General features: G+C 67.7%; 20 protein-coding genes. 15 read left to right on the forward strand and 5 right to left on the reverse strand.

The window, feature by feature from the left end:
- Positions 1-63 precede the first annotated feature (63 nt).
- From C9412_RS11175 to C9412_RS11185, 3 genes are read left to right on the forward strand one after another with little or no spacing between them, the layout of a single operon-like run.
- The gene (locus C9412_RS11175) at positions 64-429 is read left to right on the forward strand and encodes a BlaI/MecI/CopY family transcriptional regulator (RefSeq protein WP_107231681.1); all 366 of its coding nucleotides are present in this window, start codon (positions 64-66) and stop codon (positions 427-429) included.
- Positions 422-1,663 (forward strand): TonB family protein, encoded by a 1,242-nt coding sequence (locus C9412_RS11180; RefSeq protein WP_107231682.1) that lies wholly within the window; start codon positions 422-424, stop codon positions 1,661-1,663. The genes C9412_RS11175 and C9412_RS11180 overlap by 8 nt, the downstream gene beginning before the upstream one ends.
- The gene (locus C9412_RS11185) at positions 1,660-2,223 is read left to right on the forward strand and encodes a hypothetical protein (RefSeq protein ID WP_107231683.1); all 564 of its coding nucleotides are present in this window, start codon (positions 1,660-1,662) and stop codon (positions 2,221-2,223) included. The genes C9412_RS11180 and C9412_RS11185 overlap by 4 nt, the downstream gene beginning before the upstream one ends.
- A 35-nt stretch (positions 2,224-2,258) precedes the next feature.
- Here C9412_RS11185 and C9412_RS11190 read toward each other — a convergent pair whose 3' ends face one another.
- Together C9412_RS11190 and C9412_RS11195 are read right to left on the reverse strand one after the other, a co-directional pair.
- A complete protein-coding gene (locus C9412_RS11190; RefSeq protein ID WP_107231684.1) occupies positions 2,259-3,059 on the reverse strand; it encodes an MBL fold metallo-hydrolase in 801 nt (266 codons plus the stop codon).
- Between the two features lie 11 nt (positions 3,060-3,070).
- Positions 3,071-3,889: a S1/P1 nuclease gene (locus C9412_RS11195; RefSeq protein WP_107231685.1), complete on the reverse strand. Its 819-nt coding sequence runs from the start codon at positions 3,887-3,889 to the stop codon at positions 3,071-3,073.
- Positions 3,890-4,005: 116 nt separating this feature from the next.
- On the opposite strand from C9412_RS11195, the gene C9412_RS11200 reads away from it, so the two are divergent.
- Positions 4,006-5,133: a GGDEF domain-containing protein gene (locus tag C9412_RS11200; RefSeq protein WP_107231686.1), complete on the forward strand. Its 1,128-nt coding sequence runs from the start codon at positions 4,006-4,008 to the stop codon at positions 5,131-5,133.
- Positions 5,134-5,313: 180 nt separating this feature from the next.
- On the opposite strand, the gene C9412_RS11205 is transcribed toward C9412_RS11200, so the two are convergent.
- The gene (locus C9412_RS11205) at positions 5,314-5,943 is read right to left on the reverse strand and encodes an OmpW family outer membrane protein (protein ID WP_107231687.1); all 630 of its coding nucleotides are present in this window, start codon (positions 5,941-5,943) and stop codon (positions 5,314-5,316) included.
- A gap of 192 nt (positions 5,944-6,135) precedes the next feature.
- On the opposite strand from C9412_RS11205, the gene gap reads away from it, so the two are divergent.
- From gap to C9412_RS11245, 8 genes are all read left to right on the forward strand, one after another.
- Positions 6,136-7,140, forward strand: a complete 1,005-nt coding sequence (gene gap / locus C9412_RS11210; protein ID WP_032127866.1) for a type I glyceraldehyde-3-phosphate dehydrogenase — start codon at positions 6,136-6,138, stop codon at positions 7,138-7,140.
- Positions 7,141-7,266: 126 nt separating this feature from the next.
- The gene (locus C9412_RS11215; RefSeq protein WP_107231688.1) at positions 7,267-9,942 is read left to right on the forward strand and encodes a DUF2339 domain-containing protein; all 2,676 of its coding nucleotides are present in this window, start codon (positions 7,267-7,269) and stop codon (positions 9,940-9,942) included.
- Entirely contained in the window at positions 9,939-11,315 is a 1,377-nt protein-coding gene (locus C9412_RS11220) for a DUF3999 domain-containing protein (protein ID WP_107231689.1), read from the forward strand. The genes C9412_RS11215 and C9412_RS11220 overlap by 4 nt, the downstream gene beginning before the upstream one ends.
- Positions 11,316-11,947: 632 nt before the next feature.
- The gene (locus tag C9412_RS11225; protein ID WP_107231690.1) at positions 11,948-13,123 is read left to right on the forward strand and encodes a phosphoglycerate kinase; all 1,176 of its coding nucleotides are present in this window, start codon (positions 11,948-11,950) and stop codon (positions 13,121-13,123) included.
- Complete coding sequence (locus C9412_RS11230) at positions 13,120-13,773, forward strand: HAD hydrolase-like protein (protein ID WP_107231691.1); 654 nt, start codon at positions 13,120-13,122, stop codon at positions 13,771-13,773. The genes C9412_RS11225 and C9412_RS11230 overlap by 4 nt, the downstream gene beginning before the upstream one ends.
- A gap of 215 nt (positions 13,774-13,988) precedes the next feature.
- Positions 13,989-15,455: a pyruvate kinase gene (gene pyk / locus C9412_RS11235; RefSeq protein WP_107231692.1), complete on the forward strand. Its 1,467-nt coding sequence runs from the start codon at positions 13,989-13,991 to the stop codon at positions 15,453-15,455.
- Between the two features lie 196 nt (positions 15,456-15,651).
- Positions 15,652-16,656, forward strand: a complete 1,005-nt coding sequence (locus C9412_RS11240) for a class I fructose-bisphosphate aldolase (RefSeq protein WP_107231693.1) — start codon at positions 15,652-15,654, stop codon at positions 16,654-16,656.
- A 129-nt stretch (positions 16,657-16,785) separates the two neighbouring features.
- Positions 16,786-17,889 (forward strand): ABC transporter substrate-binding protein, encoded by a 1,104-nt coding sequence (locus C9412_RS11245; protein WP_107231694.1) that lies wholly within the window; start codon positions 16,786-16,788, stop codon positions 17,887-17,889.
- 90 nt (positions 17,890-17,979) lie between these two features.
- Here the strand turns inward: C9412_RS11245 and C9412_RS11250 are convergent, their stop codons facing one another.
- On the reverse strand, positions 17,980-18,579 hold the full coding sequence (locus tag C9412_RS11250; RefSeq protein ID WP_107231695.1) for an O-acetyl-ADP-ribose deacetylase: 600 nt from the start codon (positions 18,577-18,579) through the stop codon (positions 17,980-17,982).
- Positions 18,580-18,842: 263 nt separating this feature from the next.
- The gene (gene cysK / locus C9412_RS11255; protein WP_107231696.1) at positions 18,843-19,802 is read right to left on the reverse strand and encodes a cysteine synthase A; all 960 of its coding nucleotides are present in this window, start codon (positions 19,800-19,802) and stop codon (positions 18,843-18,845) included.
- Between the two features lie 209 nt (positions 19,803-20,011).
- On the opposite strand from cysK, the gene C9412_RS11260 reads away from it, so the two are divergent.
- The 3 genes from C9412_RS11260 to C9412_RS11275 all read left to right on the forward strand — a co-directional run bounded on the left by C9412_RS11260 (position 20,012) and on the right by C9412_RS11275 (position 24,218).
- Positions 20,012-20,995: a LysR family transcriptional regulator gene (locus tag C9412_RS11260; protein WP_107231697.1), complete on the forward strand. Its 984-nt coding sequence runs from the start codon at positions 20,012-20,014 to the stop codon at positions 20,993-20,995.
- A gap of 674 nt (positions 20,996-21,669) precedes the next feature.
- Positions 21,670-22,077 (forward strand): DUF2946 domain-containing protein, encoded by a 408-nt coding sequence (locus C9412_RS11270; protein ID WP_107231699.1) that lies wholly within the window; start codon positions 21,670-21,672, stop codon positions 22,075-22,077.
- Between the two features lie 71 nt (positions 22,078-22,148).
- Positions 22,149-24,218 (forward strand): TonB-dependent copper receptor, encoded by a 2,070-nt coding sequence (locus C9412_RS11275; RefSeq protein ID WP_107231700.1) that lies wholly within the window; start codon positions 22,149-22,151, stop codon positions 24,216-24,218.
- The last annotated feature ends 267 nt before the right edge of the window (positions 24,219-24,485 follow it).

A 24,485-nucleotide genomic window follows, 5' to 3' on the forward strand; every position in this document is an offset into this window, starting at 1 on the left:
CGAGGGGCTTGACACGGGATTCGATTACGCGCGTAATCGGCTTGTCGATTACGGATGTAAACCATGACCCCGATCAGCGAAGCCGAAGCCGTTGTGATGGAGGTGCTGTGGCAGCAGGCACCGCGTAGCGCCGAAGAGGTGGTGGCCGCGCTGGCCCACCGCGACTGGGCCGAGCCGACCATCAAGACCCTGCTCAACCGCCTGCTGACCAAGGGCGCGATCGCTGCCGAGCGCGATGGCCGTCGCTATCTGTACCGGCCCCTGCTGCAGCGCCAGGCCTGGGTGGAGGCGCAGAGCCAGGACTTCATCGGTCGTGTCTTCGAGGGCAGGGTGGCGCCGCTGGTGGCGCACTTCAGCGAACGTGGGCAGCTGAGCGCGCAGGACATTGCCGAACTGAAGAAACTGATCCAGGAGCTGGACCATGACTGAGCTGCTCGACGGACTGTGGCGGGCCAGCCTGTGGCTGGCGGTGGGCGTGCTGCTGCTGGCGGCGCTGCGACCGCTGCTGGTGAGCCTGGGCGGCGCCGCGCTGGCCTACCGCAGCTGGTGGCTGCTGCCGTTGCTGTTGGCGGCGCTGTTGCTGCCGCTGCCCGAGGTGGCGCTGCTGCAGCAGGTGCCGACGCTGCCGCTGACGGTGGTGCCGGGCGCTGCCGGTGGCCTCAGCGGGGAGTCGCTGCCGTGGGCTCGGCTGCTGTTGCTGGCATGGGCGTTGGGCGTGGGCATCAGCCTGTTGCGCGACCTGCGTGCGCAGCGCCGCTTCGAACGCTGCCTGGGTCTGCTGCACGCGCGCGCCGACGGTAGTTGGCAGGCCAGCGCTGATCCGGGCCTGCCCGCGCTGGTCGGCCTGTGGCGGCCACGCATCGTGGTCGGTCCGCAATTCGATCAGCAGTTCACCGCACAGGAGCAGAACCTGATCCTGCAGCACGAGCGCAGCCATCGCCGCAATGGCGACCACTGGGCCAACGGCGCCCTGCTGCTGGTGCGCGCAGTGTTCTGGTTCCACCCGCTTCTGCCATGGGCTGCACGCCGTTTCCTGCGCGACCAGGAACTGGCCTGTGATGCCCGCACCATTGCCCCGCAGCCTGCGCTGCGCGGCCTCTATGCCAGCACGCTGCTGAAGGCGCAGCTGGTCCATCCGGTTGCGCCCGCGGTCTGCCATTGGCGCAGCCAACCCGTGTTGAAGGAGCGTATCGCCATGTTGAAGCAGTCCAAGCGGAAGGCATTGCCGTGGGTGTCGGGTCAGGTGCTGGTGGTCGGGTTGTGCGCGGGAATGGCGGCGGTGGCGTGGGCCAGCCAGGGCGGTGCGGCGGCAGGTACCCGGATCGGTGTCGAGCCGTTCGAATACGCTGCAGAGGATGCGGCCAAGGCGGGGCTGGACAGTCCGATCCAGGTCGACAAGATGCCGCCGCCGTCCTATCCGAAGTCCGCCTTCGAGCAGCGCCAGGTGGGCGTGGTCAACCTGCGCATCGAGGTGGACGCACAGGGCCATCCCACCGATGTGCAGGTGCTCAGCGCGACCAATCCGGGGGTGTTCGATGCCGTCTCCGTCGCCGCCGCGCGCAGCTGGACCTACCGACCGGCGCGGAAGAACGGCAGGCCGGTGGCCGGTGCCGTCCGCATTCCGATCACCTACGCCATGGATGAGACCGAGGAAACGAAGTGAGGCGGGCGCCGCTGTGGATGATGGCGGCGCTGCTGGTCGGGTGCGCAAGCCAGCAAGGCCTGACCACGGTCGATACCCGCAGCGAGAATGTTGGTCACCAGCGTCTGCGGCCCGATGCCGCAGGCGCCGCCGGCCAGATCCAGCCCTACGCGCTGGCCGACAGCGAGGGCTACCGGATGCCGCAGTTGCATACGGCACCCGATCCGGTGGTGGGTGAGCGCGACCCACGCACGGCACTGCCGCCGACCACGGTCTGCCTGCAGGTGGTGGTGGATGCGCAGGGCGACGTTGAACGCAGCATGCCGCTGAACGAACGCAGCGAATGCCGTGCGGGCGCGAGGCCGGAGAATGCGCCCTTGCTGCAGGCCGCGCAGGAGGCGGTTGCGATGTGGAAGTACTCGTCCGCCGCGGTCTGTCACTTCGCAGCGGGCAAGGTGCCGGCCGATCGCGGCGACTGCCGCAGCGCCGAGCGGGTTGAGCCGGTCGCCGTCACCCTGCAGTACGCCTTCACCTTCGAGATCGTGAAGGGCCAGCATGTGGTGCGCACACAGGGCGGGTAGCGCCGCGCCATGCCCGGCGCGTGCAACGGCGCGTGTCAGGCCCCGCCCTGGATGTTGGCCTTCACCGCCGGCTGCATCAGCGCCGGCTCGGCCAGCGTCGCATCGCGGGCCTGGCGTACGCTGACAAACTCCGCCTCGGCCACGCCGTCATGCACGTGGATGTTGTGCGCGCGCTGTTCGCCGATGGTGGTTTCGTTGGCGAACGCGCGCCCACCCGGGCCGTAGTCGTGGCAGACGAACACGCGGGTCGCATCGGGCAGGGCCAGCAAGCGCTGGATCGAGCGATACAGCTGCGCGGCGTCACCGCCCGGGAAGTCGCAGCGGGCGGTGCCACCGTCAGGCATGAACAGCGAGTCGCCGCTGAACAGGGCGTCGCCGATCAGGTAGGCAACGCTGTCGCTGGTATGCCCGGGCACGGCAATCACGCGCGCCTGCAGCTCGCCGAGGGCGAAGGTCTCGCCGTCGGCGAACAGGCGGTCGAAGATGTCATCGGCCGCAGGAATCTGCAGGCCGTAGCGCGGTGCAAAGGTGGCCTGCACCGCGCGGATGCCTTCGCCGATGGCCAGCGTAGCCTGTGGGAAGCGCTGCTTGAGTCGACGCCCCGCCGACACATGGTCGGCGTGGGCGTGGGTTTCCAGCAGCCAGCGCAGCTGAAGGCCCTGCTGTTCGATGGCCTGCAGCACGTCACGCAGCGGTGACTCGCTGCTGGCGTCGGTGTCCGGGTCGTAGTCCAGGACCGGGTCGATCAGCGCCGCCTCGCCGCTGGCCGTGTCGCTGACCAGGTAGCTGAAAGTGTTGCTGTCACGGTGGAAGAACGACTGCACCTGGACTGGCATGGGAACGCTCCTCAACGCGTGCCGAGCACGCGGTTCAGCAACTGCGCCAGGTTCTCGCCGGCCAGTCGCAGCTGCGCTTCGGCCAGCGGCCGGTAGCGCTCGGTGTACTCGTCACCGATCTTACGCGTGGCCGGATAAACGCCAGCCTGCATGGAGATGCGGCAGCTGGCCTCGGCCCAGGTCTGCGGATCGCGCTGCGGATTGGACTGGCGTGCCAGCTTCGGTGCGCGCAGGCCCTGCAGTACCGGCAGATAGCCGGTGTCGTCCAGCTTGCGGGTGTTGAGCATGCCGCTGTCCCACAGCGAGTGCAGGTTGGTGCCGCGGTTGCCGAACTGCAGCTGGAAATCGTTGCCGCCCTTGTCATGGGCGTAGCCGGCATGCATCGGCTGGTGGATGTCGCCGACCAGGTGCACGACGAACTTCAGCGCCTGCAGGCGCTCGCCGTCGGTCAGGCTGCGGTCGCCGAGGATGGCGCTCTGTGCCTTCAGTGCCTCGACGATGCAGTTGCCGTTCCTGCAGTGCTTGGGGGCTTGGTAATGACAGTTGTCTTCGGCGATGTTGACGTAGTGCCAACCGGCTGAGCGACGGCCCAGGCCGGGGTCCTTGGCGCGCAGCTGATCGGCCCAGGGCGCGATGCTGGCCAGGGTAGCGTCGGGCTCGGTGGCCAGCAGGCGGTCCACTTCGGCGCGGGCGGTGGGGTTGAGGCGGGCGTCGGCAACTTCGGCGACAAGGCGGTGGCCTTGTGCGCCCCAGGCATGGGCCGGGGCGGAAGCGGACAGCAGGGCCGGCGCCAGGGCGGCGGCGAGGAACAGGGAGTGCAGGGCTTTCATGCGCACATTCTAGCGGCGGCCGGGCACTGGCGGCTTGATGGAGCCCGGTCGGTCGCCACGTCGCCTTGATGCTGCGGCCGCTACGGTAGCCCGGCCATGGGGAGTGGGAGAGGGTGATGATCATCACGGACAGACGGATCCAGGCAGGCCACCCCGAAGACGATGGGTTCGCCGCCGCGTTCAATGCCCAGGTCGTCTGGCGCATGCGCTGGGCCTGCGCCGTGGCCGGTGCCTTCTCGCTGGGCTTTGCCGTACTCGATTCCTACTGGTTGCCACCGGAGGTGCATGCGCCGGTACTGCGCTGGCGGCTGGGCGTGCTGTTGCCGACCCTGCTGCTGGGCGTGGCACTGACCTTCGTACCGGTGTTCCGTCGCCACCTGCAGTGGCTGGGCGGCAGCGTGGTGCTGGTCAGTGGTCTGGCGCTGGTGAGCATGATCTGGACCGCGCACCGTGCCGGCGTGAACTATCCCTATGAAGGCATCAGCCTGTTCCTGCTGCTGAACTACTTCCTGTGCGGCCTGCGTTTCGGTGTCGCCACGCTTTCCGGAACGCTGATCGCGCTGGGCTTCGTGCTGGCCGAACTGCAGGCTGGGCGGCACTGGCCGCAGATGCTGCAGAGCGTGATGTTCGTGCTGGCCAGCAACCTGGCCGGCATCGTCGGCAGCTATATCTCCGAACGCCAGGCACGTGCGACCTGGCGCGCCGAGCAGCGACTGGATGCACTGGCCAATCATGATGGCCTGACCGGCCTGCTCAACCGGCGTGCATTCGACCGCCGCGCCCAGCAGATCTTCCAGCGCTATCTGCGTCGTCCGCACGCACGCGGCGCACTGCGCATCGCGATGATCGACATCGACTACTTCAAGCGTTACAACGACCACCACGGCCATCCCGCAGGCGACACCGTGCTGCATGCGGTGGCGGTCACCCTGGCCGCGCAGCTGCGTGGTGTCGATTCGGTGGTGGCGCGTTACGGCGGCGAGGAGTTCGTGGCGCTCGGCCACTGGGCACCGGGCGAGCCGGAAACAGCGCCCTTCGAACAGCTGCGGCAGCAGGTGCAGGCGCTGGCGATCGCCCATGCCGATTCGGATGCAGCGCCGGTGGTGAGCGTGAGCATCGGCGTCGCGCGCTGGCACGATGATGGCGGCGACACGCTGGAACAGGCGTTGGCACGGGCCGATGCAGCGCTGTACCGGGCCAAGGAAAGTGGCCGCAACCGGGTGGAAGTGGCGCCGGATCAATGACCGGCCATCAACCCGATTCGTGTCGTCGCGGCATCGTGCCCGTCGGTAGATCCACGCCGCGCGTGGATGAACCCTTGCATCCGCAGAAAAAAGCCCCGGCAAACGCCGGGGCAACATGCTGCGAGGGTTTTGCCTGTAGCGGTGAAGCGGGGGGCGAGGCCCCCGCGTTCAACACACCGCTTAGAACTTGAAGACGTAGGACGCGCCGTAGACCAGCGGATCGATGTTGACCGTGCCGATCTTCTCGCCGTTCAACTTCACCTTGCTGTCGATGTCGATCCAGCGCATGTCCACGCGCAGCGCGCCCTTCTCGCCGATCGCGAAGTCCACGCCTGCATGCGCGGCCAGGCCCCACGAATCCTGCAGCTTCAGGCGGCTGTCCTTCAGCGCGCCGGTGGTGTCTTCGCTGAAGAAGGTCGTGTAGTTCACGCCTGCGCCGATGAACGGCGACACCTTGCCCTTGCTGTTGAAGTGGTACTGCACGGTCACCACCGGCGGCAGCTGCTTGGTGCTGCCAACGCGGCCCAGGCCGTTGATGTTGATGTCGTGCTTGAACGGCAGCGCCGCCAGCACTTCGATGCCCAGGTTGTCGGCGATGAAGTACTCGCCGGTGATGGTCGGCTTGACGTCGTTGTCGACATCGACCTTCAGGGTGTGGCCGGCCAGCCAGCCATTGTTCGACTTCGGAGCCACCTGGTGCACGCCGGCCGAGATGGTCCAGTCGCCCTTGGACTGGGCCATGGCCGGGGCGGCGGCGAGCGACAGGGCGGCGGACAGGCTGGCCACGATCAGGGAAGAGGTCTTGCGCATGGGGGTGATCTCGTTGCGGGGTGGATGGCGACAGTCTCGGCCTCACGCCGCGCTAACGCTTTGATCCGGATCAATTCCTGTCCGCCGACCCGCCGCGCCGGGGGGCTGGCCCACGGTGGCCAGCCCCGGTTTGCTAGACTTGTGGGCCCTATCCATCCCGCCGCACCCGTCGCGGCCGCAGGAGCTTGAGAAATGGCAATCAAGGTTGGTATCAACGGTTTCGGTCGCATCGGGCGTAACGTCCTGCGCTCGGCGGTGCTGAACTTCGGCGACGACATCGAAATCGTGGCCATCAACGATCTGCTCGAGCCGGATTACCTGGCGTACATGCTCAAGTACGACTCCGTGCACGGCCGTTTCAAGGCCGACGTGGCGGTGCAGGGCAACGACCTGCTGGTCAACGGCAAGAAGATCCGCCTGACCCAGGAGCGCGACCCGGCCAACCTGAAGTGGAACGAGGTGGACGTGGACGTGGTGATCGAATCCACCGGCCTGTTCCTGACCAAGGAAACCGCGCAGAAGCACATCGATGCCGGCGCGAAGAAGGTCATCATGTCGGCGCCGTCGAAGGACGACACCCCGATGTTCGTCTACGGCGTGAACGACAAGACCTACGCCGGCCAGGCCATCGTCTCCAATGCTTCGTGCACCACCAACTGCCTGGCCCCGCTGGCCAAGGTCATCAATGACAAGTGGGGCATCAAGCGCGGCCTGATGACCACCGTGCACGCGGCCACCGCCACCCAGAAGACCGTCGATGGCCCGTCCAACAAGGACTGGCGCGGCGGCCGTGGCATCCTGGAAAACATCATTCCCTCCTCCACCGGTGCGGCCAAGGCCGTCGGCGTGGTCATCCCGGAACTGAACAAGAAGCTGACCGGCATGAGCTTCCGCGTCCCGACCTCGGACGTGTCGGTGGTCGACCTGACCGTCGAGCTGGAAAAGGAAGCCACCTACGCCGAGATCTGCGCCGAAGTGAAGGCACAGAGCGAAGGCCCGCTGAAGGGCATCCTGGGCTATACCGAAGACAAGGTGGTGGCCACCGATTTCCGCGGTGAGACCTGCACCTCGGTGTTCGACGCCGAAGCCGGTATCGCGCTGGACGGCACCTTCGTCAAGCTGGTGACCTGGTACGACAACGAGTGGGGCTACTCGAACAAGTGCCTGGAAATGGCCAAGGTCGTCGCCGCCAAGTAAGGCCGGCCAGGATCGCAAACGAACCCCGGCCTGGCCGGGGTTCGTCGTTCATGGGGCCGGGCCTGTCGTAGCATGGGCCGGTCGACCGCCGCCGCTGGGGCGCGGGATCGCATTGGAAGGCATGCAATGGAAGCACTGATCGCCCTGGTTGTCCTGGTTCTGCTGGCCATTCCCCTGTTGCTGGTGGTGGCGCTGGTGATGATCGCCGGCCTGCGCCGGCGTGTTGCCGCGCTGGAAGGCGCGCTGGCCGCCGCACCGGCTTCCCGACCGGCCCCGGTTGCCGCCGCCGAGGCTGCGCCTGCACGGCCGGTGGTGACGCCTGTGGCCAGCGCTGATCCGCCTTTCCTGCGGCCGGCACCGACCGCAGCGCCACCGCCAGCGCAGCCGCCGCTGCCCGCAGCGCCTGCCGCCGACGTGCCCGCGCCGCGCCCGGTTGCGCCGCCGCCGGTGCCATCGGCCCCCGTCGCACCGCCGTTGCCGGCCGAGCCGGCGCTGCCGAATTTCATCGAGCGTGGCATCGGCGCGGTCAAGCGCTGGTTCACCGAAGGCAACGTGCCGGTCAAGATCGGCATGCTGGTGCTGCTGGCCGGCGTCGCCGCGCTGCTGAAGTACGTCAGCGACCAGGGCTGGCTGGTGCTGCCGATCGAGTTGCGCCTGGCCGGCATCACCGTGGGTGCGCTGGGACTGCTGGCATTCGGCTGGCATCAGCGCGAGCGCCGGCGCCTGTTCGCGCTGGCCCTGCAGGGCGGGGCCATCGGCGTACTGCTGTTGACCATCTTTGCCGCGTTCAAGCGGTTCGAACTGCTCGCGCCGGGGTTCGCCTTTGCCAGTTCAATCGCACTGGTGGCCGGGCTGTGCGTGCTGGCGGTGGTGCAGAACTCGCGCACGCTGGCGGTGCTGGGCATCCTGGCCGGTTTCATGGCGCCGTTGTGGTTGTCTACCGGCAGTGGCAACCACGTGGGATTGTTCAGCTATTACGCCGTGCTCAACGCCGGCATCTTCGCCATCGCCTGGTTCCGCCCGTGGCGCGCGCTGAACCTGCTGGGCTTCGCCTTCACCTTCGGCATCGGCACGTTCTGGGGCGTGCTGCAGTACGCGCCGGACAAGTTCGCCAGCACCGAACCGTTCCTGCTGCTGTTCTTCGCGTTCTACCTGCTGATCCCGCTGTTGTACGCGCGCCGGCAGCCGGCCGGGCGGCGCGATCTGGTCGATGGCAGCCTGGTGTTCGGCACGCCGCTGGTGGCGTTCTCGCTGCAGGCGGGAATGCTGCATGAGCAGCCGATGACGCTGGCGCTGTGCGCGCTGGGCCTGGCGGCGATCTACGCGGTGCTGGCACGGGCATTGATCGCACGCGCGTCGTATACCGTGCTGGCGCAGTCGCATGCGGTGCTGGCGGTGGGCTTTGCCACGTTGGCGGTGCCGCTGGCGTTGTCGGCGCGGGCCACTGGCGCGGTGTTTGCGCTGGAAGGTGCCGGCCTGGCCTGGCTGGGGCTGCGTCAGAAGCGCTGGCTGCCGCAGGTGGCCGGTGCGCTGCTGCAGATCGGCGCGGCGTTCGCCTTTGTTGCAGGCGCCGACCACTGGCTTGAAGACGCGCGCTTCCTGCTCAACCCAACGGCCATCGGAGCACTGTTGCTGGCCGTGGCCGGGTTCGCCTCGGCGTGGAGCTACCAGCGCAGGCCACGCCATGAGGTCGCACTGGTCTACTACCTGTGGGGGCTGCTGTGGTGGCTGGGAGGGCTTGTCCACGAGATCTTCCGCTTCTTCCCGCACCGTACCGAAGCCGATGCGCTGCTGGTGCTGGTGGCCATCACCGCGTGGCTGGCCGCCGAGGTGCAGCGCCGCCAGCCGGCGCGTGCGCTGGGCGTGACAGCGCTGGCGATGCTGGCGCTGGGCTTCCCGCTGGCCCTGATGCAGAGCGATGCGCACCAGCAGCCGTTCGCAGGTTACGGCGCGCTGGCCTGGGCCGTGTTCGCACTGCTGGGCGTGCGCACGCTGCTGTGCCTGCGCCAGGGCGGCGACGCCGTGGCGCGCATTGCGCAGTTCCTGTGGTGGCTGCTGTGGCCGTCGCTGCTTTCGCTGCTGGCGTTGTGGGGCGGTGGCGAGGCTGGCCTGGCGCACGGCTGGACGACGCTGCTGATCACCCTGCCGTGGCTGCTGATGGCTGCGCTGTCGCTGTGGCGCTGGAGCGTACTGCGTTGGCCGCTGGGTGAAGCGTTCGACCGCGCGCGTACGCCGCTGCAGTGCGTGCTGTTCGGGCTGCTGTCGATCGGCTGGTTGTTCGGCCAGCTGTTGCCGGGCGATGCCGCTCCGCTGCTGTGGCTGCCGGTGCTGAACCCGGCCGAGATCGGCCAGTGGCTGAGCCTGCTGCTGCTGGCGCGTTGGCTGTACAGCGGGCAGGCACCGCAGGCCCTGCTGAACCTCCGCACGCCGCTGCTGGCACTGTCGGCCTTCGTCGCGCTGACCAGCCTGGTGCTGCATGGCGTGCATCAGTGGGGTGGCCTGTCGTGGAGCGCGTCGATGCTGCGCTTCAGCCTGGCGCAGACCAGCCTGACCGTGCTGTGGAGCGTGCTGGGCGTGATCGCCTGGGTGTGGGGCTCGCGCCGCGGCCAGCGTGTGCTGTGGATGGTCGGCGCGGTGCTGATGGGCGTGGTGCTGGCCAAGCTGGTGCTCGTCGATCGTCAGCACCTGGGCAACCTGCTGGGCATCGCATCGTTCATCGCCTACGGCCTGCTGTGCACGGTCGTGGGCTATCTGGCACCGGCACCGCCCAGCGCGGCGCCGACCGTGGAGGAAAAACAATGAAAACGTGGAGCAGGGCACTGCTGCCGGCAATGTTCGGCCTGCTGGCCGCTGTCGCTGCGCAGGCCGCCGAGTATCGAACGCAGTACGCCGAACAATGGCCGCTGACCCTGTCCAGCGCACAATCCGGTGCCTACCGTATCGTGCTGGAACCGGCGATCTACCGCCGTTCCGGTGCCGCCGACCTCGGCGATCTGCAGGTGTTCAACGCGGCTGGCCAGTCACTGCCTTCGGCGCTGCTGGCGCCGGACCAGCCGCTGGCGCAGCCACCGGTGCAGCGTGAACTGCCCTGGTTCGCGCTGCCGCCGTTGGCCGAAGCGCAGCGCAACGATCTGCAGTTGCTGACCGAACGTGATACCGACGGCCGCGTGCGCCGCGTCGAGGCGCGCGTGGGTGCCGGCGTGGCCGCCAACGCGCAGGGCGGCTGGCTGATCGACGCCAGCGTGCTGGACAAGCAGCCGATGGCAGCGCTGGTGCTGGACTGGGCCGACAGTGGCCAGCCTCTGCAGGCGCAGGTGCAGCTTGACGCCAGCGACGACCTGCAGCACTGGCGTCCGTTGGGCCGCGACATTCCGCTGGTGGATCTGCAGCGCGCCGGCAAGCGCCTGCTGCAGCGCCGCCTGCAGGTGGACGGTGAAGCGCGCTACCTGCGCGTGCTGGCACAGGGCGACGCACGCCTGCCGGTCCTGCGCAGCGTACTGGTTGAACTGCCACCGGCACCGGCCACGATTCCGTGGGAATGGCTGTCGCTGGAGCCGGCCGCGGCCGGCAAGGGCGAGTACACCTTCGAGATGGACGGGCGCTTCCCGGTGGCACGTGCCGACGTGGCCAGCACCGACAACAGCCTGGTGCAGTGGACGTTGTTCAGCCGCGATGACCCGGGCGCGGAATGGCAGCGTCGCAGCGCACCGTGGATTGCCTACCAGGTGCAGCAGGGAACGCAGGGCCAGCGCCAGCAGTCGGCCGCGCAGCCGCTGGGCGGCGTGTACCGCGACCGCTACTGGAAACTGGTGGCAAACCCGGCGGAGTCCGCGACCGCGCCGACCCTGCGCCTGGGTTACCAGCCGGAAGTGCTGGTGTTCCTGAGCCAGGGTGCCGCGCCCTACGCGTTGGCGGTGGGCAGTTCGACCGCGCGCCGCGCCGAAGCCCCGATCGGGGTACTGATCGAGGAGCTGCGGCAGCGCAATGATCCGTCGTGGCAACCGACACTGGCACGGCTGGAGGGCAGCCCGGAGCCGCTGGCCGGCGATGCCGCGCTGAAGTCGCAGCATGACTGGAAGGCGTGGCTGCTATGGGCGCTGCTGGGCCTGGGCGTGCTGGTGGTGGGTGGCCTGGCACTCAGCCTGCTGAAGCAGAAGCCGACGCCTTCGGCGTAGGTTCCGGCGAACGGCGCAGCCCCTCATGGGTGGGGTTGGTCGTGTAAAGCAGAAGCAAAAGCTGCGCTTGGCCGGGCGGGGTGGGTTCGCGGGGGACGCCGCAAGTACGTCCTTGTAGGCTTGGCCGCCGCATCCATGCGGCGGACACCCCCGCGAACCCGCCCCGCCCGGCCTCTGACAATTTCCGGTTGCTTCCCCCCACGGGACAGAAGAAAGAAGAGCAAGAGCGGAAGCGGGTCGCTTCGCTCGACGGCCATCGGGGTCAGATCCGTTTTCCGTAGGAAAACGGATCTGACCCCTTCCTTCTTCATCCGATACCACCAACTGCTCTTGCCTTTGCCATCCGCTCCACTGCAGGAACCTGTCGAGGCCGGGGTGGTGTGGGGTCGCGGGGGCGTAAGCGCCATGGATGGCGCGCCCGAGCCTCCATGGATGGATTCACGGCGTCCCCCGCGGCCCCACACCGCCCCGGCCCACCCACAGCACCACGAAGCGCCAGTGATTTTGCTTCGGCTGTTGCTGTTGCCCTGCGCCTCTGCCTGCCGCAGGCATCGGCCCTCCCACCACCCGCACCCGATACAATGGCCGTCTGCCGCATCCCGGCATCCCGTCCCTGAGCCAAAGAGTTGCCCATGTCCATCGTCCGCATGACCGACCTCGACCTCTCCGGCAAGCGCGTGCTGATCCGCCAGGATCTGAACGTGCCGATCGAGAATGGCCGCATCACTTCCGAACAGCGCATCACCGCTTCGCTGCCGACGCTCAAGCGCGCACTGGAGCAGGGCGCGGCGGTGATGGTCACCTCGCACCTGGGGCGCCCGAAGGAAGGCGTGTGGAGCGAAGCCGATTCGCTGGCCCCGGTCGCCGCCCGCCTGTCCGAACTGCTCGGCCGCGAGGTCCCGCTGGTGCGTGACTGGGTTGACGGCGTGGACGTCCAGCCGGGCCAGCTGGTGCTGCTGGAAAACTGCCGCATGAACGTGGGCGAGGGCAAGGATGATGAAGCCCTGTCGAAGCAGTACGCCGCACTGTGCGATGTGTTCGTGATGGATGCCTTTGGTACCGCGCACCGCGCCCAGGCCTCCACCCACGGCGTCATCCGCTTCGCCCCGGTGGCCGCCGGCGGCCCGCTGCTGATGGCCGAGCTGGATGCGCTGGCACAGGCACTGGACGCGCCGGCCAAGCCGTTGCTGGCCATCGTGGCCGGCAGCAAGGTCAGCACCAAGCTGGAACTGCTGGCCAATCTGGTTGGCAAGGTCGACCAGCTGATCGTCGGCGGCGGCATCGCCAACACCTTCATCGCCGCCGCCGGCTACAACGTCGGCAAGTCGCTGTACGAACCGGACCTGCTGGATACCGCCAGGAAGATCGTGGCCGATGCCAAGGCGCGCGGCGCGGACATCCCGCTGCCGGTGGACGTGGTCACCGCCAAGCAGTTCCTGCCCGATGCCGCTGCCGAAGTGAAGGCGGTTGACGCCGTTGCCGAAGACGACCTGATCCTGGACATCGGTCCGCAGACCGCCGCGCAGTACGCGCAGCTGATCGAAAAGGCCGGCACCGTGGTCTGGAACGGCCCGGTCGGCGTGTTCGAGTTCGAAGCCTTCAGCAAGGGCACCGAAGCGTTGGCCCGCGCCATCGCCAGCTCGCCGGCATTTTCCATCGCCGGCGGTGGCGACACCCTGGCGGCGGTCGACAAGTTCGACATCGCCAAGGACGTCAGCTACATCTCCACCGGTGGTGGCGCGTTCCTGGAGTTCCTGGAAGGCAAGACCCTGCCGGCAGTGGCGGCACTGGACGCGCGCGGCGCATGAGTGCCGACCCGCGCAGGGATGTCCTGTTCTTCGACCTGGACGGCACGCTGATCGATTCGCAGGTAGGCATCACCGCCTGCATCGCCTATGCGTTGCAGAAGATGGACCATCCGGTGCCGGCGCAGGACACGCTGCTGGGCTGGATCGGTCCGTCGCTGCGCACCACCTTCGCGCCGCTGTTCGGTGAACCGGCGCGTGTGGAGCAGGCGGTGGGCTATTACCGCGAGCGTTTCGACGCCGAAGGTTGGCGCGAGCACACCGTGTATCCGCAGATCGAAGACACCCTGCGCACGCTGCATGGTCGCGGCCACCGCCTGGCGGTGGTCACGGCCAAGAACGAGCCGCATGCGCGCCGTATCCTCGCCCACCTGCCGTTTGGCGGGCTGTTCGAGGAGATCGTCGGTTCCACCCTGGACGGCTCACGCAGCCACAAGCCGGAACTGGTCGGCGAGGCGCTGCGCCGCCTGCGGGTGCAGCCGGCACAGTGCTGGATGATCGGCGACCGTCGCATGGACATCGAAGGCGCACGTCACCACGGCCTGCGCAGTGTCGGTGTGCTGTGGGGCTTTGGTGGCGAGGCCGAACTCACCGAAGCCGGTGCCGGCCAGCTGGCACGCGAGCCGGCGCAGCTGACGACGCTGCTGGCCTAACTTCCTGTAGAGCCGAGCCCACGCTCGGCTGATTGCGGCCCACGGCCCAGCCGAGCATGGGCTGGGCTCTACGCAACCGCTCCCTGCGCCAGCGTATGTCCGGAGCATGTCCGTTGCATGACCCGTGAAGTCAGGTGGCGCAAGGCTGTAACCGTATACATGGGGCGTGAAGGATGTGCTAATTTCCGTCCTTTAACGGGAGAGGCCCCTTCATCATGTTCGAGCGTCAGCGTCGCACCAAGATCCTTGCCACCCTCGGTCCGGCCACTGATCCGCCGGGCGTGCTGGAGGATCTGTTCCGCGCCGGCGTCAACGTGGTGCGCCTGAACTTCAGCCACGGTGACCCGTCCGGCCAGGCCAAGCGTGCCGCGGAAGTGCGTGCCGCCGCAGCCCGCGTGGGCGTGGAAGTCGGCATCCTGGCCGACCTGCCGGGCCCGAAAATCCGCATTGAGCGTTTCGCCGAAGGCAAGGTGCAGCTGAAGGCCGGCGACCGCTTCGACCTGATCGCCAGCGAGAACGCCGGCCCGGGCAACGCCAGCCAGGTCGGCGTCAGCTACCTCGGCCTGCCGCAGGACGTCGGCCCCGGTGATGTGCTGCTGCTCGACGATGGCCTGATGCAGCTGCAGGTGGTGGAAGTGCAGGGCGACCGCATCGTCAACACCGTGCTCAACGATGGCGTGCTGTCCGACCGCAAGGGCCTGAACAAGCAGGGCGGCGGCCTGTCGCTGGGCGCGCTGACCGAGCGTGACAAGGAACTGATCGGCATCGTCGCCAAGATCGGCGTCGACTTCATCGCCGTGTCGTTCTGCCGCAACGCGCAGGACATGAACGATGCGCGCGAGATCGCCCGCTCGCACGGTTGCGACGCCGCGCTGGTCTCGAAGATCGAGCGCACCGAGGCGATCGAGAACCTGGAAGAAATCGTCGAGGCCAGCGACGTGGTGATGGTGGCCCGCGGTGACCTCGGCGTGGAAATCGGCGACGCCGAACTGCCGGGCCTGCAGAAGAAGATCATCAAGGCCTCGCTGGCGCAGAACAAGGTGGTGATCACCGCCACGCAGATGCTGCAGTCGATGGTGGAAAGCCCGATCCCGACCCGCGCCGAAGTGCTGGACGTGGCCAATTCGGTCATCGACGGTACCGACGCGGTGATGCTGTCGGCCGAAACCGCCGCTGGCGCCTACCCGGTCAAGGCCGTGGAAGCGATGGCACGCATCTGCCTGGGCGCCGAGCGCCAGTTCCAGACCGAGACCGATTTCAACGCCTCGCCGCGCAACCTGGAGCGTGCCGACCAGGCCATCGCCATGGCCACCATGTTCCTGTCGCAGCACGTGGGCGTGCGCGCGATCGTGGCCATGACCGAATCCGGTGGCACCGCCCGTTACCTGTCGCGTTTCCGCGCCAAGGCGCCGGTGTTCGCGGTGACCCGCCATGACGGCGCACGCCGGCAGATGGCGCTGATGCGCGATGTCTATCCGATCAACTTCGACAGCCGCGGGCTGACCCCGCGCGAAGCCGCACGTGGCAGCATCCGCCTGCTGGTGGAATCGGAACTGCTGCAGGCCGGTGACCGCGTCGTATTCACCAGCGGCGAGCACATGGAGACGCTGGGCGCGACCAACACCCTGCGCCTGCTGGAAGTGGGCGAGGACGGCCGCGCCAGCGGCCTGGGCGACCTGTAAGCCCTGGCGGTATCGGGTCGGAGCCGCTGTGCGGATCCGACCCGGGGTCAGATCCCCGAAGGGGCTCTGACCCCCAACGGCAGGACATGGCGTGTCCGGTGCGGACATTGGAATCGTTTCCAACCTGGCCTCGACGGCGAGGCAACGGGTGGCGGGGCTATACTTACGTTTTTCCCGCACCCGCCACAGGAAGTACATGAGCATCGAACAGCTGGCTGAAACCGCCCAGGCCATGGTTGCCCCGGGCAAGGGCATCATCGCGATCGACGAATCCACCGCTACCATCGCCAAGCGTTTTGCTGGCGTCGGCATCGAGAACACCGAGGAGAACCGTCGCGCCTACCGCGAACTGTTGCTGACCACGCCGAAGCTCAACGAGCACATTTCCGGCGCCATCCTGTACGACGAAACCATCCGCCAGTCGACCAAGGACGGCGTGCCGTTCGCCAAGTACATGGCCGACCACGGCATGATTCCGGGCATCAAGGTGGACAAGGGTGCGCACCCGCTGGCCGGCTGCCCGGGTGAGCTGGTGACCGAAGGCCTGGACGGCCTGCGCGAGCGCCTGCAGGAGTACTACAAGCTGGGCGCGCGCTTTGCCAAGTGGCGTGCGGTGATCAACATCGGCGAGAGCATTCCGTCGGGCACCTGCATCGAGTCCAACGCCCACGCGCTGGCCCGCTATGCGGCGTTGTGCCAGGAATGCGGCCTGGTGCCGATGGTCGAGCCGGAAGTGATCATGGACGGCGACCACGACATCGAGACCTGCTACGAAGTGACCGAAGCGACCCTGCGTTCGCTGTTCGATGCGCTGTACCAGCAGAACGTGCTGCTGGAAGGCACCATCCTGAAGGCCTCGATGGTCATCTCCGGCAAGGGCTGCGATGAGCAGGCCGACGTCGAGGAAGTGGCCGAATCGACCGTCATGTGCCTCAAGAGCACCGTGCCGGCGATCCTGCCGGGCGTGGTGTTCCTGTCCGGCGGCCAGACCGACGAGCAGTCCACCGCACACCTGAACGCGATGAACCAGCTGGGCAACCTGCCGTGGCCGCTGAGCTTCTCCTACGGCCGTGCCATGCAGCAGGCCGCGCTGAAGCTGTGGGCCAAGGACATGAAGGGCAACTACGCTGCGGCGCAGAAGACCGTGTTCGAGCGCGCCAAGGACAACGGCCTGGCCGCGCTGGGCAAGTGGAACGGTTGATCCGTTCCATCGCAGGATGAACAGGGCAACGCCGGCATCACGCCGGCGTTTGCTTTTGCGGGTATCGTTTCCGCCCCCGCGTGCCCGGCCGGCATGCGGGAACTACATGGAAGGCCAAGGAGAAACAACATGCGTTTGGCAGCACTCACACTGGCCGTTGCCACGGCCCTGGTCGCCGGCGGTTGCAACCGCATCGGTGGCAGCGCGGATGCGGGCAAGGCCGCATCGCTGGAATTCGACAAGCCGGTGTCCGGCGAGATCACCTCGCGCAGCGGCATCAACTTCAACGACGGCAGCCATCACCAGCTCTACCAGATCACGCTGGCCGACAAGGACCTGGTCGGCCTGAAGCTGACCGGTGCACTGAGCGGCTCGATCGCCGTGTTCAGCAACGGCAGCCTGGTGTCCACCAGCAACACCGGCTACGAGCGCGAAGGTGACGTTTCGCTGGCTTTCCGCGCCAACGGTGGCGGCACCTACCAGGTGGCGGTCAACGCCGATGGCGCGACCGCCTTTGGCCCGTATCGCCTGCGCGCCGAGAAGCTGAAGCCGTATGACGGCAAGCCGCTGCTGGGCAGTGGCGAGGTGGTCGACATGCTCGCCAGCGATTCGCAGGACTACACGCTGCAGGTGGAGAAGGAAGGCCTGTACGAGATCCGCCTGGTGTCGGACGTGTTCGATCCGGTGCTGAAGCTGTCCGGCCAGGGCGTGGATGCCGAGAACGACGATGGCGGTGACAGCACCAACTCGCGCCTGAGTCTGTCGCTGAAGCCGGGCAAGTACACCCTGACCGCGCGTGGCCTCGGCAGCGGCGTCAATGGCATGTTCACCCTGACCGCCACGCGCATCGAGCTGCCGGGCAATCTGGTCGAGCGCGATGGCAGCGCGCTGCCGAGCTCGGGCAGCGTCTACACCATGCTCGACAATGAGGGCCGCCGCCGCTTCCTGCTGACCCTGGATCGCCCGGCCGACGTGCGTCTGGATGCGATCTCCAGCCAGGTCGACACCGTGCTGCGCGTGGTTGGTGGCGACGTCGAGCTGAGTGACGACGATGGTGGCAATGGCACCAATGCGCGCCTGCAGGAAACGCTGCCGGCCGGTCACTACACAGTGGACGTGTCCAGCCTGAACGACGCTGCCGGCCTGGTGGAAGTGCGCGTGCAGGTGGAGGGCGCCAGCACGGGTGCGGCCGCCGTGGCCGAGGACGCCGCCGTGGAAGCCGCCAGCCCCTGAGGCAGATCCACACCATGCGTGGATGACACTGACCGCACAACGGAAAAGGCCGGGCAATGCCCGGCCTTCTTCGTTCTCCCAACCCGTCGCTCAATGCGCGGCGGCCAGGCCTGCATCGCCCAGCGGCGGCAACATCGCGCCGCGCGGCTCGCTTTCCGGGCTCTGACCCGCCGCAGCCAATGCCTGCTGATAGGCCTTGGCCGTGGCCGTATTGAACGCGACCAGCACGATGCGCATCGGCTGCGCATGGCTGCGCTGCCACGCCAGCGTTTCGGTCACCGCGACCTGCGCGGCCTGGTACAGCGGATAGCCGTACACACCGCAACTGATAGCCGGGAACGCGATCGACTGCACGCCCAACGACTCGGCCAGCTGCAGCGATTTCCAGTAGCAGTTGGCCAGCAGTGCCGGTTCGTCGCGCTGGCCGTCGTGCCAGACCGGGCCCACCGTGTGCAGTACATGTCGCGCCGGCAACGCATAGGCACCGGTGGCGCGTACTTCGCCGGTCGGGCAGCGTACGCCCGGGCGCAGCTCCGGCAACTGCGCACATTCGGTCAGCAATGCGGCGCCGGCCGCGCGATGGATCGCGCCGTCGACGCCGCCGCCACCGAGCAGTGTTTCATTGGCCGCGTTGACGATCGCATCCACCGCCAGGGTCGTGATGTCGCCCTGCCAAACTTCGATCTTCATGCGTCCGTCTCCTGCCTGTGAGGTGATCCGCGCAGCATCTGCGCCGGCTGTTCCCACGGTAGGGGACAGGGCATCGATACTGCGTCATGACCGTCTCACGCGCTGCGATCCGACGGCCTTCGCGCACGATGGAGGGCGGCGCCTTCACGCAGGCTGAAGCAGAACGGGGTCGGAGCCCTTTCCCTGCGGAAAGGGATCCGACCCCGGGCATGCAGCATGGGGTCAGATCCTTTTCCGGATGGAAAAGGCTCTGACCCCGGGTGTCACGGCAGACCGGCCAGCCACTCGTCGTCGGAGCCTTCATTCACATCGGCGAACAGCGGGGTGGAGAAGTAGCGCTCGCCGGTGTCCGGCAGCATGGCCAGGATCACTGCGCCCGGTTCAGCACGCGCGGCCACGTCCAGCGCACTGGCCACGGTGGCACCGGCGGAGATGCCGACGAAAATGCCTTCCTCGGCCGCCAGGCGGCGTGCGGTGGCAATGGCACGGTCGTCGTCGACCGACACCAGTTCGTCCACCACATCGCGGTTGAGCACGTCGGGCACGAAGTCCGGTGTCCAGCCCTGGATCTTGTGCGGCTTCCAGTCATCGCCCTTCAGCAGTGCGGCGCCGGCAGGTTCGGTGGCGATGATGCGGGTCTGCGGGCGCGCGACCTTCAGCACTTCACCGACGCCGGTGAGCGTGCCGCCGGTGCCCCAGCCGCTGACGAAGTAGTCCAGCCGCTTGCCGGCGAAGTCGCGCAGGATTTCCGCGGCGGTGGTGTTGCGGTGATAGGCCGGATTGGCCGGGTTGGCGAACTGGCTGGCCAGGAACCAGCCATGCTGCTCGGCCAGTTCACGCGCCTTGCGTACCATGCCGCTGCCACGCTCGGCGGCTGGGGTCAGGATCACCTTGGCACCGTAGGCGCGCATCAGCTTGCGGCGTTCCACCGAGAACGTCTCGACCATGGTGGCCACGAACTTGTAACCACGTGCGGCGGCGACCATCGCCAGCGCCACGCCGGTGTTGCCCGAGGTGGCCTCGACGATGGTGTCGCCGGGCTTGAGCAGGCCACGCGCTTCGGCGTCGAGGATGATCGCCAGCGCCAGCCGGTCCTTCACCGAGCCGCCGGGGTTGAACGACTCGACCTTGGCGTAGACGCTGACCTGTGGCGGCGCTAGGCGCTGCAGTCTGACGATGGGGGTGTTGCCGACGGTATCGAGGATGGAGTCGTACAGGGCCATGGATGCACTCCGGAAACGGGGCCGCGCCGGGCATCGGCGGGCAAAGGGGGGAGGGCTGGCTGTTCAGGCCAGCGGCTGCCGGCTGACCGTAGCGCCGGCATATGACGCCCGGAAATGACCAGATACCTTTCTTAAACAACCTTTGGTTATAAGCTGGTGACGGCAATTGACCCTAGAGTGGACCTCCGCCCCATGCCGCCCGCCTGCCCATGACGCTGACCCAGCTGCGCTACCTGGTTGCCATCGCCGACGCCGAGCTGAACATCACGCTGGCCGCCTCGCGCGTGCACGCCACCCAGCCCGGCCTGTCCAAGCAGCTCAAGCAGCTGGAGGACGAGCTCGGTTTCCTGTTGTTCGTGCGCAAGGGGCGCAGTCTGGAATCGGTCACTCCGGCCGGCACCGAGGTCATTTCGCGTGCCCGTGCGGTGCTGGCCGAAGCCAACAACATCCGCACCTATGCCGCCAACCAACGCCGTGAAAGCCAGGGCCAGCTGATCCTGACCACCACCCACACCCAGGCGCGTTTCGTGCTGCCGCCGGCGGTGGCGGCGATCAAGCAGGCCTACCCGCAGGTCAGCGTGCATCTGCAGCAGGCGGCCGAAGCCGACGCGCTGGACCGGTTGAAGCAGGGTGATGCCGATATCGCCATCATCAGTACGGCCGGCAGTGAACCGACCGATGGCATCGCGGTGCCGCTGTTCCGCTGGCGGCGGTTGGTGGTGGTGCCCAAGGGCCACCCGCTGGACCGCGCCGGGCGCGTGCCGGACCTGGCCGCGTTGGCCCGGCAACCGCTGATCAGCTATGAATCCTCCACGCGCCCGAACTCGTCGCTGCAGCGTGCCTTCGCCGCACATGGCCTGGTGCCCGATCTGGCGCTGACCGCACTGGATGCCGATCTGATCAAGACCTACGTACGCACCGGGCTGGGCGTGGGCCTGCTGGCCGAGATGGCGGTCAGTGCCAATGATGAAGACCTGAAGGCATGGCCGGCGCCGGATCCGATCAGCGAGTGCATCGCCTGGGCGGTGCTGCCGCGCGACCGGGTGCTGCGCGATTACGCGCTGGAGCTGGTGCATGTGCTGGCCCCGCAGATTGACCCGCGCGATCTGCGAAGGGTGCTGGATGGCAACCAGGCCGCCGCGTGGCCAGTGCCGCCGACCTGGGAATCGCTGACCCAGACCATCACGGTGTGAAGTTGGTCGAGCAGGGCTTGCAGCCCTGCACCTGCTGTAGTGCCGGCCGCTGGCCGGCAACCTCAACAGCAACAGCAGAAGCTGGCATTCCGTGGGATGGCGGGGCGGTGTCGGAGTGCGGGGACGCCGCAAGTACCCCTCCGGGGCCCGGCCCAGCCGCCGGCGGCTGTGCGTTCGGGCGCTTGCGAAGCAGTGCTTCGCAAGCAAAGCGCCCTCACCCCTGTAGGCTTGGCAGCCGCATCCATGCGGCTGACACCCCGCACTCCGACACCGCCCCACCTCTGACAGATTCCGGCGGCTGTGGGTAGGTGTCGACCTTGGTCGACACATCTGTCAGATATCGAAATACATCTGGGGTCAGATCCGTTTTCCTGCGGAAAACGGATCTGACCCCATGCCATTCCGACAGCTCGCAGAAAACTGTCGAAGGCGGGGTGGGTCCGGTTGCGGGAGTGTCCGCGGCATGGATGCCGCGGCCAAGCCCCCATGGATGGGTTTACGGCGTCTCCCGCAACCGGACCCACCCCGCCAACCCACAGGAAGCCGCTTTTGCTTTTGTTGTTGCTTCGGCTCTTGCCGTGGTCTCTGCAGGTGCAGGGCGCAGCCCTGCCAACACCCCCTCCTGCGACGGTTCGTCGCACGGGCATCCCGGCAGCCGGCTCTACACTAGCGCGGTGCCCTGCCTGTCCCGCCCGCAACGCTTTCTGCTCCAGCTCGCCGTCCTGGCGACGCTGCTGATGGTGCTTGCGCCGCTGGTCAGCCGCGCGCTGCAGGCGCCGCCGATGGACCACGCCGCCATGGGGCATGACATGCACGACATGGCCATGGCCGGGCATGAGCAGCACAACGCTGCGACGACAGCGCCCAGTCGGCCGGCCGATCCCCACGCCATGCACGGCGAAGCCTGCGAATACTGCGTGCTGGCCATGCGCCTGCTGCCCTGGCTGGCGGTGCTGGTGCTGCTGTTGCCGCTGCTGTGGCGTCCGCGGCTGACCTTTGCGTGGACGCAGCAGGTGCTGCCGGCGCTGCGCTGGCCGGCACATGCCGCGCGTGGACCACCGCGCCGCTCCATCGTCCGCTGATGTCCCCATGAATCTGCCGCACGACGTCCGCACGGACGCCGTGCGCGCGTGCGTACCCTGGAGCTGTTCCGATGAAAATGACTTCCCGCCCCGCGGGCGCCTGCGCGCGCCTGCCGGTTGCCCTTGGCCTGGCCGTGGCCGCGACCGCGTCGCTGGCCCACGCCACACCCGCCGAGCAGGCGCGCACCCTCGATACCGTAGTGGTCACCGCCGCCGCGCCGTCGTCGCCGCTGCACTGGGAGACCGATCCGCGCCTGCCCCGGCAGCCGGTACCGGCCAGTGACGGCGCCGACTACCTGAAAACCGTTCCCGGCTTCTCCGCCATCCGCAATGGCGGCACCAATGGCGACCCGATGCTGCGCGGCATGTTCGGTTCGCGCCTGAACATCCTCAGCAATGACGGCAACCTGATCGGTGCCTGCCCCTCGCGCATGGACAATCCGCTGTCCTACATCGCACCGGAAAGCTTCGACCGGCTGATCATCATCAAGGGGCCGCAGAGCGTGCGCTGGGGCGCCGGTGCCTCGGCCGGCACCGTGCGCTTCGAACGCGATACGCCGCGCTTCGAGGAACCGGGCCTGCGCGCCGACGCCAGTGCCCTGGTCGGTTCGCGCAACCGCAATGACCAGGTGCTGGACCTGACCGTGGGCAACCCGACCGGTTATGTGCGCGCCAGCGGCAACCGTTCCGAGGCCGATGACTACAAGGATGGCCACGGTGAGGTGGTGCCGTCGAAGTGGCGCAAGTGGAATGGCGACGTGGCCGTCGGCTGGACGCCGGATGCGGACACGCTGCTGGAAGTCTCCGCCGGTGCCGGCGATGCGATCGCGCGTTATGCCGGGCGCGGCATGGACGGTGCCGCGTTCGAGCGCACCAGCTACGCGGCGCGTTTCGAGAAGCGCAACCTGCCCGGTGCCTGGGACACGGTGCAGGCCAATGTGTACTACAACGAAGCCGACCATGTGATGGACAACTACACGCTGCGCACGCCGAATCCGCACAGCATGATGCCGATGCCGATGGCATCGAACGTGGACCGCCGTACCCAGGGTGGCCGCGTCAGTTCCGAGTGGCGCTGGCAGGACGTGCAGCTGGTGGCCGGTGTGGACGGCGAGGACAGCCGTCATCGTGGCCGCATGGGCATGGGCCGTGACACCTACAGGCAGGCCGACTGGCAGACCGATGCCAACTTCCGTCGCTATGGCGTGTTCACCGAACTGACGCTGGGCGCTGGCAGCGACCAGCGCTGGATCAGCGGTCTGCGCATCGATCGCGCCAGCGTGCGCGATGAGCGGCAGTCGATCCGCGGCATGATGGGCAGCATGCCCAATCCGACCACGGGCCAGCGTCGCAAGGAATGGCTGGGCAGCGGCTTCCTGCGCTACGAGCAGGACCTGGCCGACGGCCTGACCTGGTACGCCGGCCTCGGCCACAGCCAGCGCATGCCCGATTACTGGGAGCTGTTCTCGCCCGATCACGGCCCGGCCGGTGCACCGAACGCGTTTGCCGGCATCCAGCCCGAGCGCACCACCCAGCTCGACGTCGGCCTGCAGTACAAGGGCCCGCGCGTGCAGGCCTGGCTCTCGGCCTACGCCGGGCAGATCCAGAACTACATCCTGTTCACCTATCACGGCAGCGGCATGATGGGCATGAGCCAGGCCAGCAACATCGATGCGCGCATCGCCGGCGCCGAGGCGGGGCTGGATGTGCGCGTGGGCGAACAATGGAAGCTGGGCGGTACGTTGGCCTACGCCTGGGGCGAGAACCGCGACCAGCAGCGTCCGCTGCCGCAGATGCCGCCGCTCGAAGCGCGCCTGAGCGCCAACTGGGAAGGCCAGCGCTGGAGTGCCGGTGCATTGGTGCGTGCGGTGACCCAGCAGCATCGTGTCGCAGATGGACAGGGCAACGTGGTGGCCCAGGACCTCGGGCCGAGCGCGGGGTTCGCCACCCTCGCACTCAATGCGGCCTACCGCTTCAACCCGCAGCTGCAGCTCAGCGCCGGCGTCGACAACCTGTTCGACCGTGCCTACAGCGAGCATCTGAACCTGGCCGGCAGTGCCGACTTCGGCTTCCCGGCCGATCCGGTCCGCATCAACGAACCCGGTCGCAGCGTGTGGATGAAGGTGAATTACCGGTATTGATCCGCCGCGCATGGCCCGGCGCTAGCCATGCATCGGGCAAAAAAACGGGGCCGGATCCCCGCCAGGATCCGCCCCCACCCGACGCCCTCTGCCGGGCAGCTTCGACTCTACGATGACAGCGCAGTCGATGGGGCACCGGATACACCCCGACACACGCCGACACCGCGCCCTTCAGCCTTGCACGGAACGGGTTCAAGGCGCCATCGCAACATCGGTTCCACGACGGTAAACGCTTGGCACATACCGCTTTTACGGGCCCTTGCCTAC

The sequence above is a fragment of the Stenotrophomonas sp. Nf1 genome (genome assembly GCF_003028475.1).
Classification (GTDB): domain Bacteria; phylum Pseudomonadota; class Gammaproteobacteria; order Xanthomonadales; family Xanthomonadaceae; genus Stenotrophomonas.

Bases quoted from the DNA above. Each gene is read 5' to 3' on its own strand.
- C9412_RS11175 (WP_107231681.1), top strand. From the start codon at position 64: ATGACCCCGATCAGCGAAGCCGAAGCCGTTGTGATGGAGGTGCTGTGG.
- C9412_RS11180 (WP_107231682.1), top strand. From the start codon at position 422: ATGACTGAGCTGCTCGACGGACTGTGGCGGGCCAGCCTGTGGCTGGCG.
- C9412_RS11190 (WP_107231684.1), bottom strand. From the start codon at position 3,059: ATGCCAGTCCAGGTGCAGTCGTTCTTCCACCGTGACAGCAACACTTTC.
- C9412_RS11195 (WP_107231685.1), bottom strand. From the start codon at position 3,889: ATGAAAGCCCTGCACTCCCTGTTCCTCGCCGCCGCCCTGGCGCCGGCC.
- C9412_RS11200 (WP_107231686.1), top strand. From the start codon at position 4,006: ATGATCATCACGGACAGACGGATCCAGGCAGGCCACCCCGAAGACGAT.
- C9412_RS11205 (WP_107231687.1), bottom strand. From the start codon at position 5,943: ATGCGCAAGACCTCTTCCCTGATCGTGGCCAGCCTGTCCGCCGCCCTG.
- gap (WP_032127866.1), top strand. From the start codon at position 6,136: ATGGCAATCAAGGTTGGTATCAACGGTTTCGGTCGCATCGGGCGTAAC.
- C9412_RS11215 (WP_107231688.1), top strand. From the start codon at position 7,267: ATGGAAGCACTGATCGCCCTGGTTGTCCTGGTTCTGCTGGCCATTCCC.
- C9412_RS11220 (WP_107231689.1), top strand. From the start codon at position 9,939: ATGAAAACGTGGAGCAGGGCACTGCTGCCGGCAATGTTCGGCCTGCTG.
- C9412_RS11225 (WP_107231690.1), top strand. From the start codon at position 11,948: ATGTCCATCGTCCGCATGACCGACCTCGACCTCTCCGGCAAGCGCGTG.
- C9412_RS11230 (WP_107231691.1), top strand. From the start codon at position 13,120: ATGAGTGCCGACCCGCGCAGGGATGTCCTGTTCTTCGACCTGGACGGC.
- pyk (WP_107231692.1), top strand. From the start codon at position 13,989: ATGTTCGAGCGTCAGCGTCGCACCAAGATCCTTGCCACCCTCGGTCCG.
- C9412_RS11240 (WP_107231693.1), top strand. From the start codon at position 15,652: ATGAGCATCGAACAGCTGGCTGAAACCGCCCAGGCCATGGTTGCCCCG.
- C9412_RS11245 (WP_107231694.1), top strand. From the start codon at position 16,786: ATGCGTTTGGCAGCACTCACACTGGCCGTTGCCACGGCCCTGGTCGCC.
- C9412_RS11250 (WP_107231695.1), bottom strand. From the start codon at position 18,579: ATGAAGATCGAAGTTTGGCAGGGCGACATCACGACCCTGGCGGTGGAT.
- cysK (WP_107231696.1), bottom strand. From the start codon at position 19,802: ATGGCCCTGTACGACTCCATCCTCGATACCGTCGGCAACACCCCCATC.
- C9412_RS11260 (WP_107231697.1), top strand. From the start codon at position 20,012: ATGACGCTGACCCAGCTGCGCTACCTGGTTGCCATCGCCGACGCCGAG.
- C9412_RS11275 (WP_107231700.1), top strand. From the start codon at position 22,149: ATGAAAATGACTTCCCGCCCCGCGGGCGCCTGCGCGCGCCTGCCGGTT.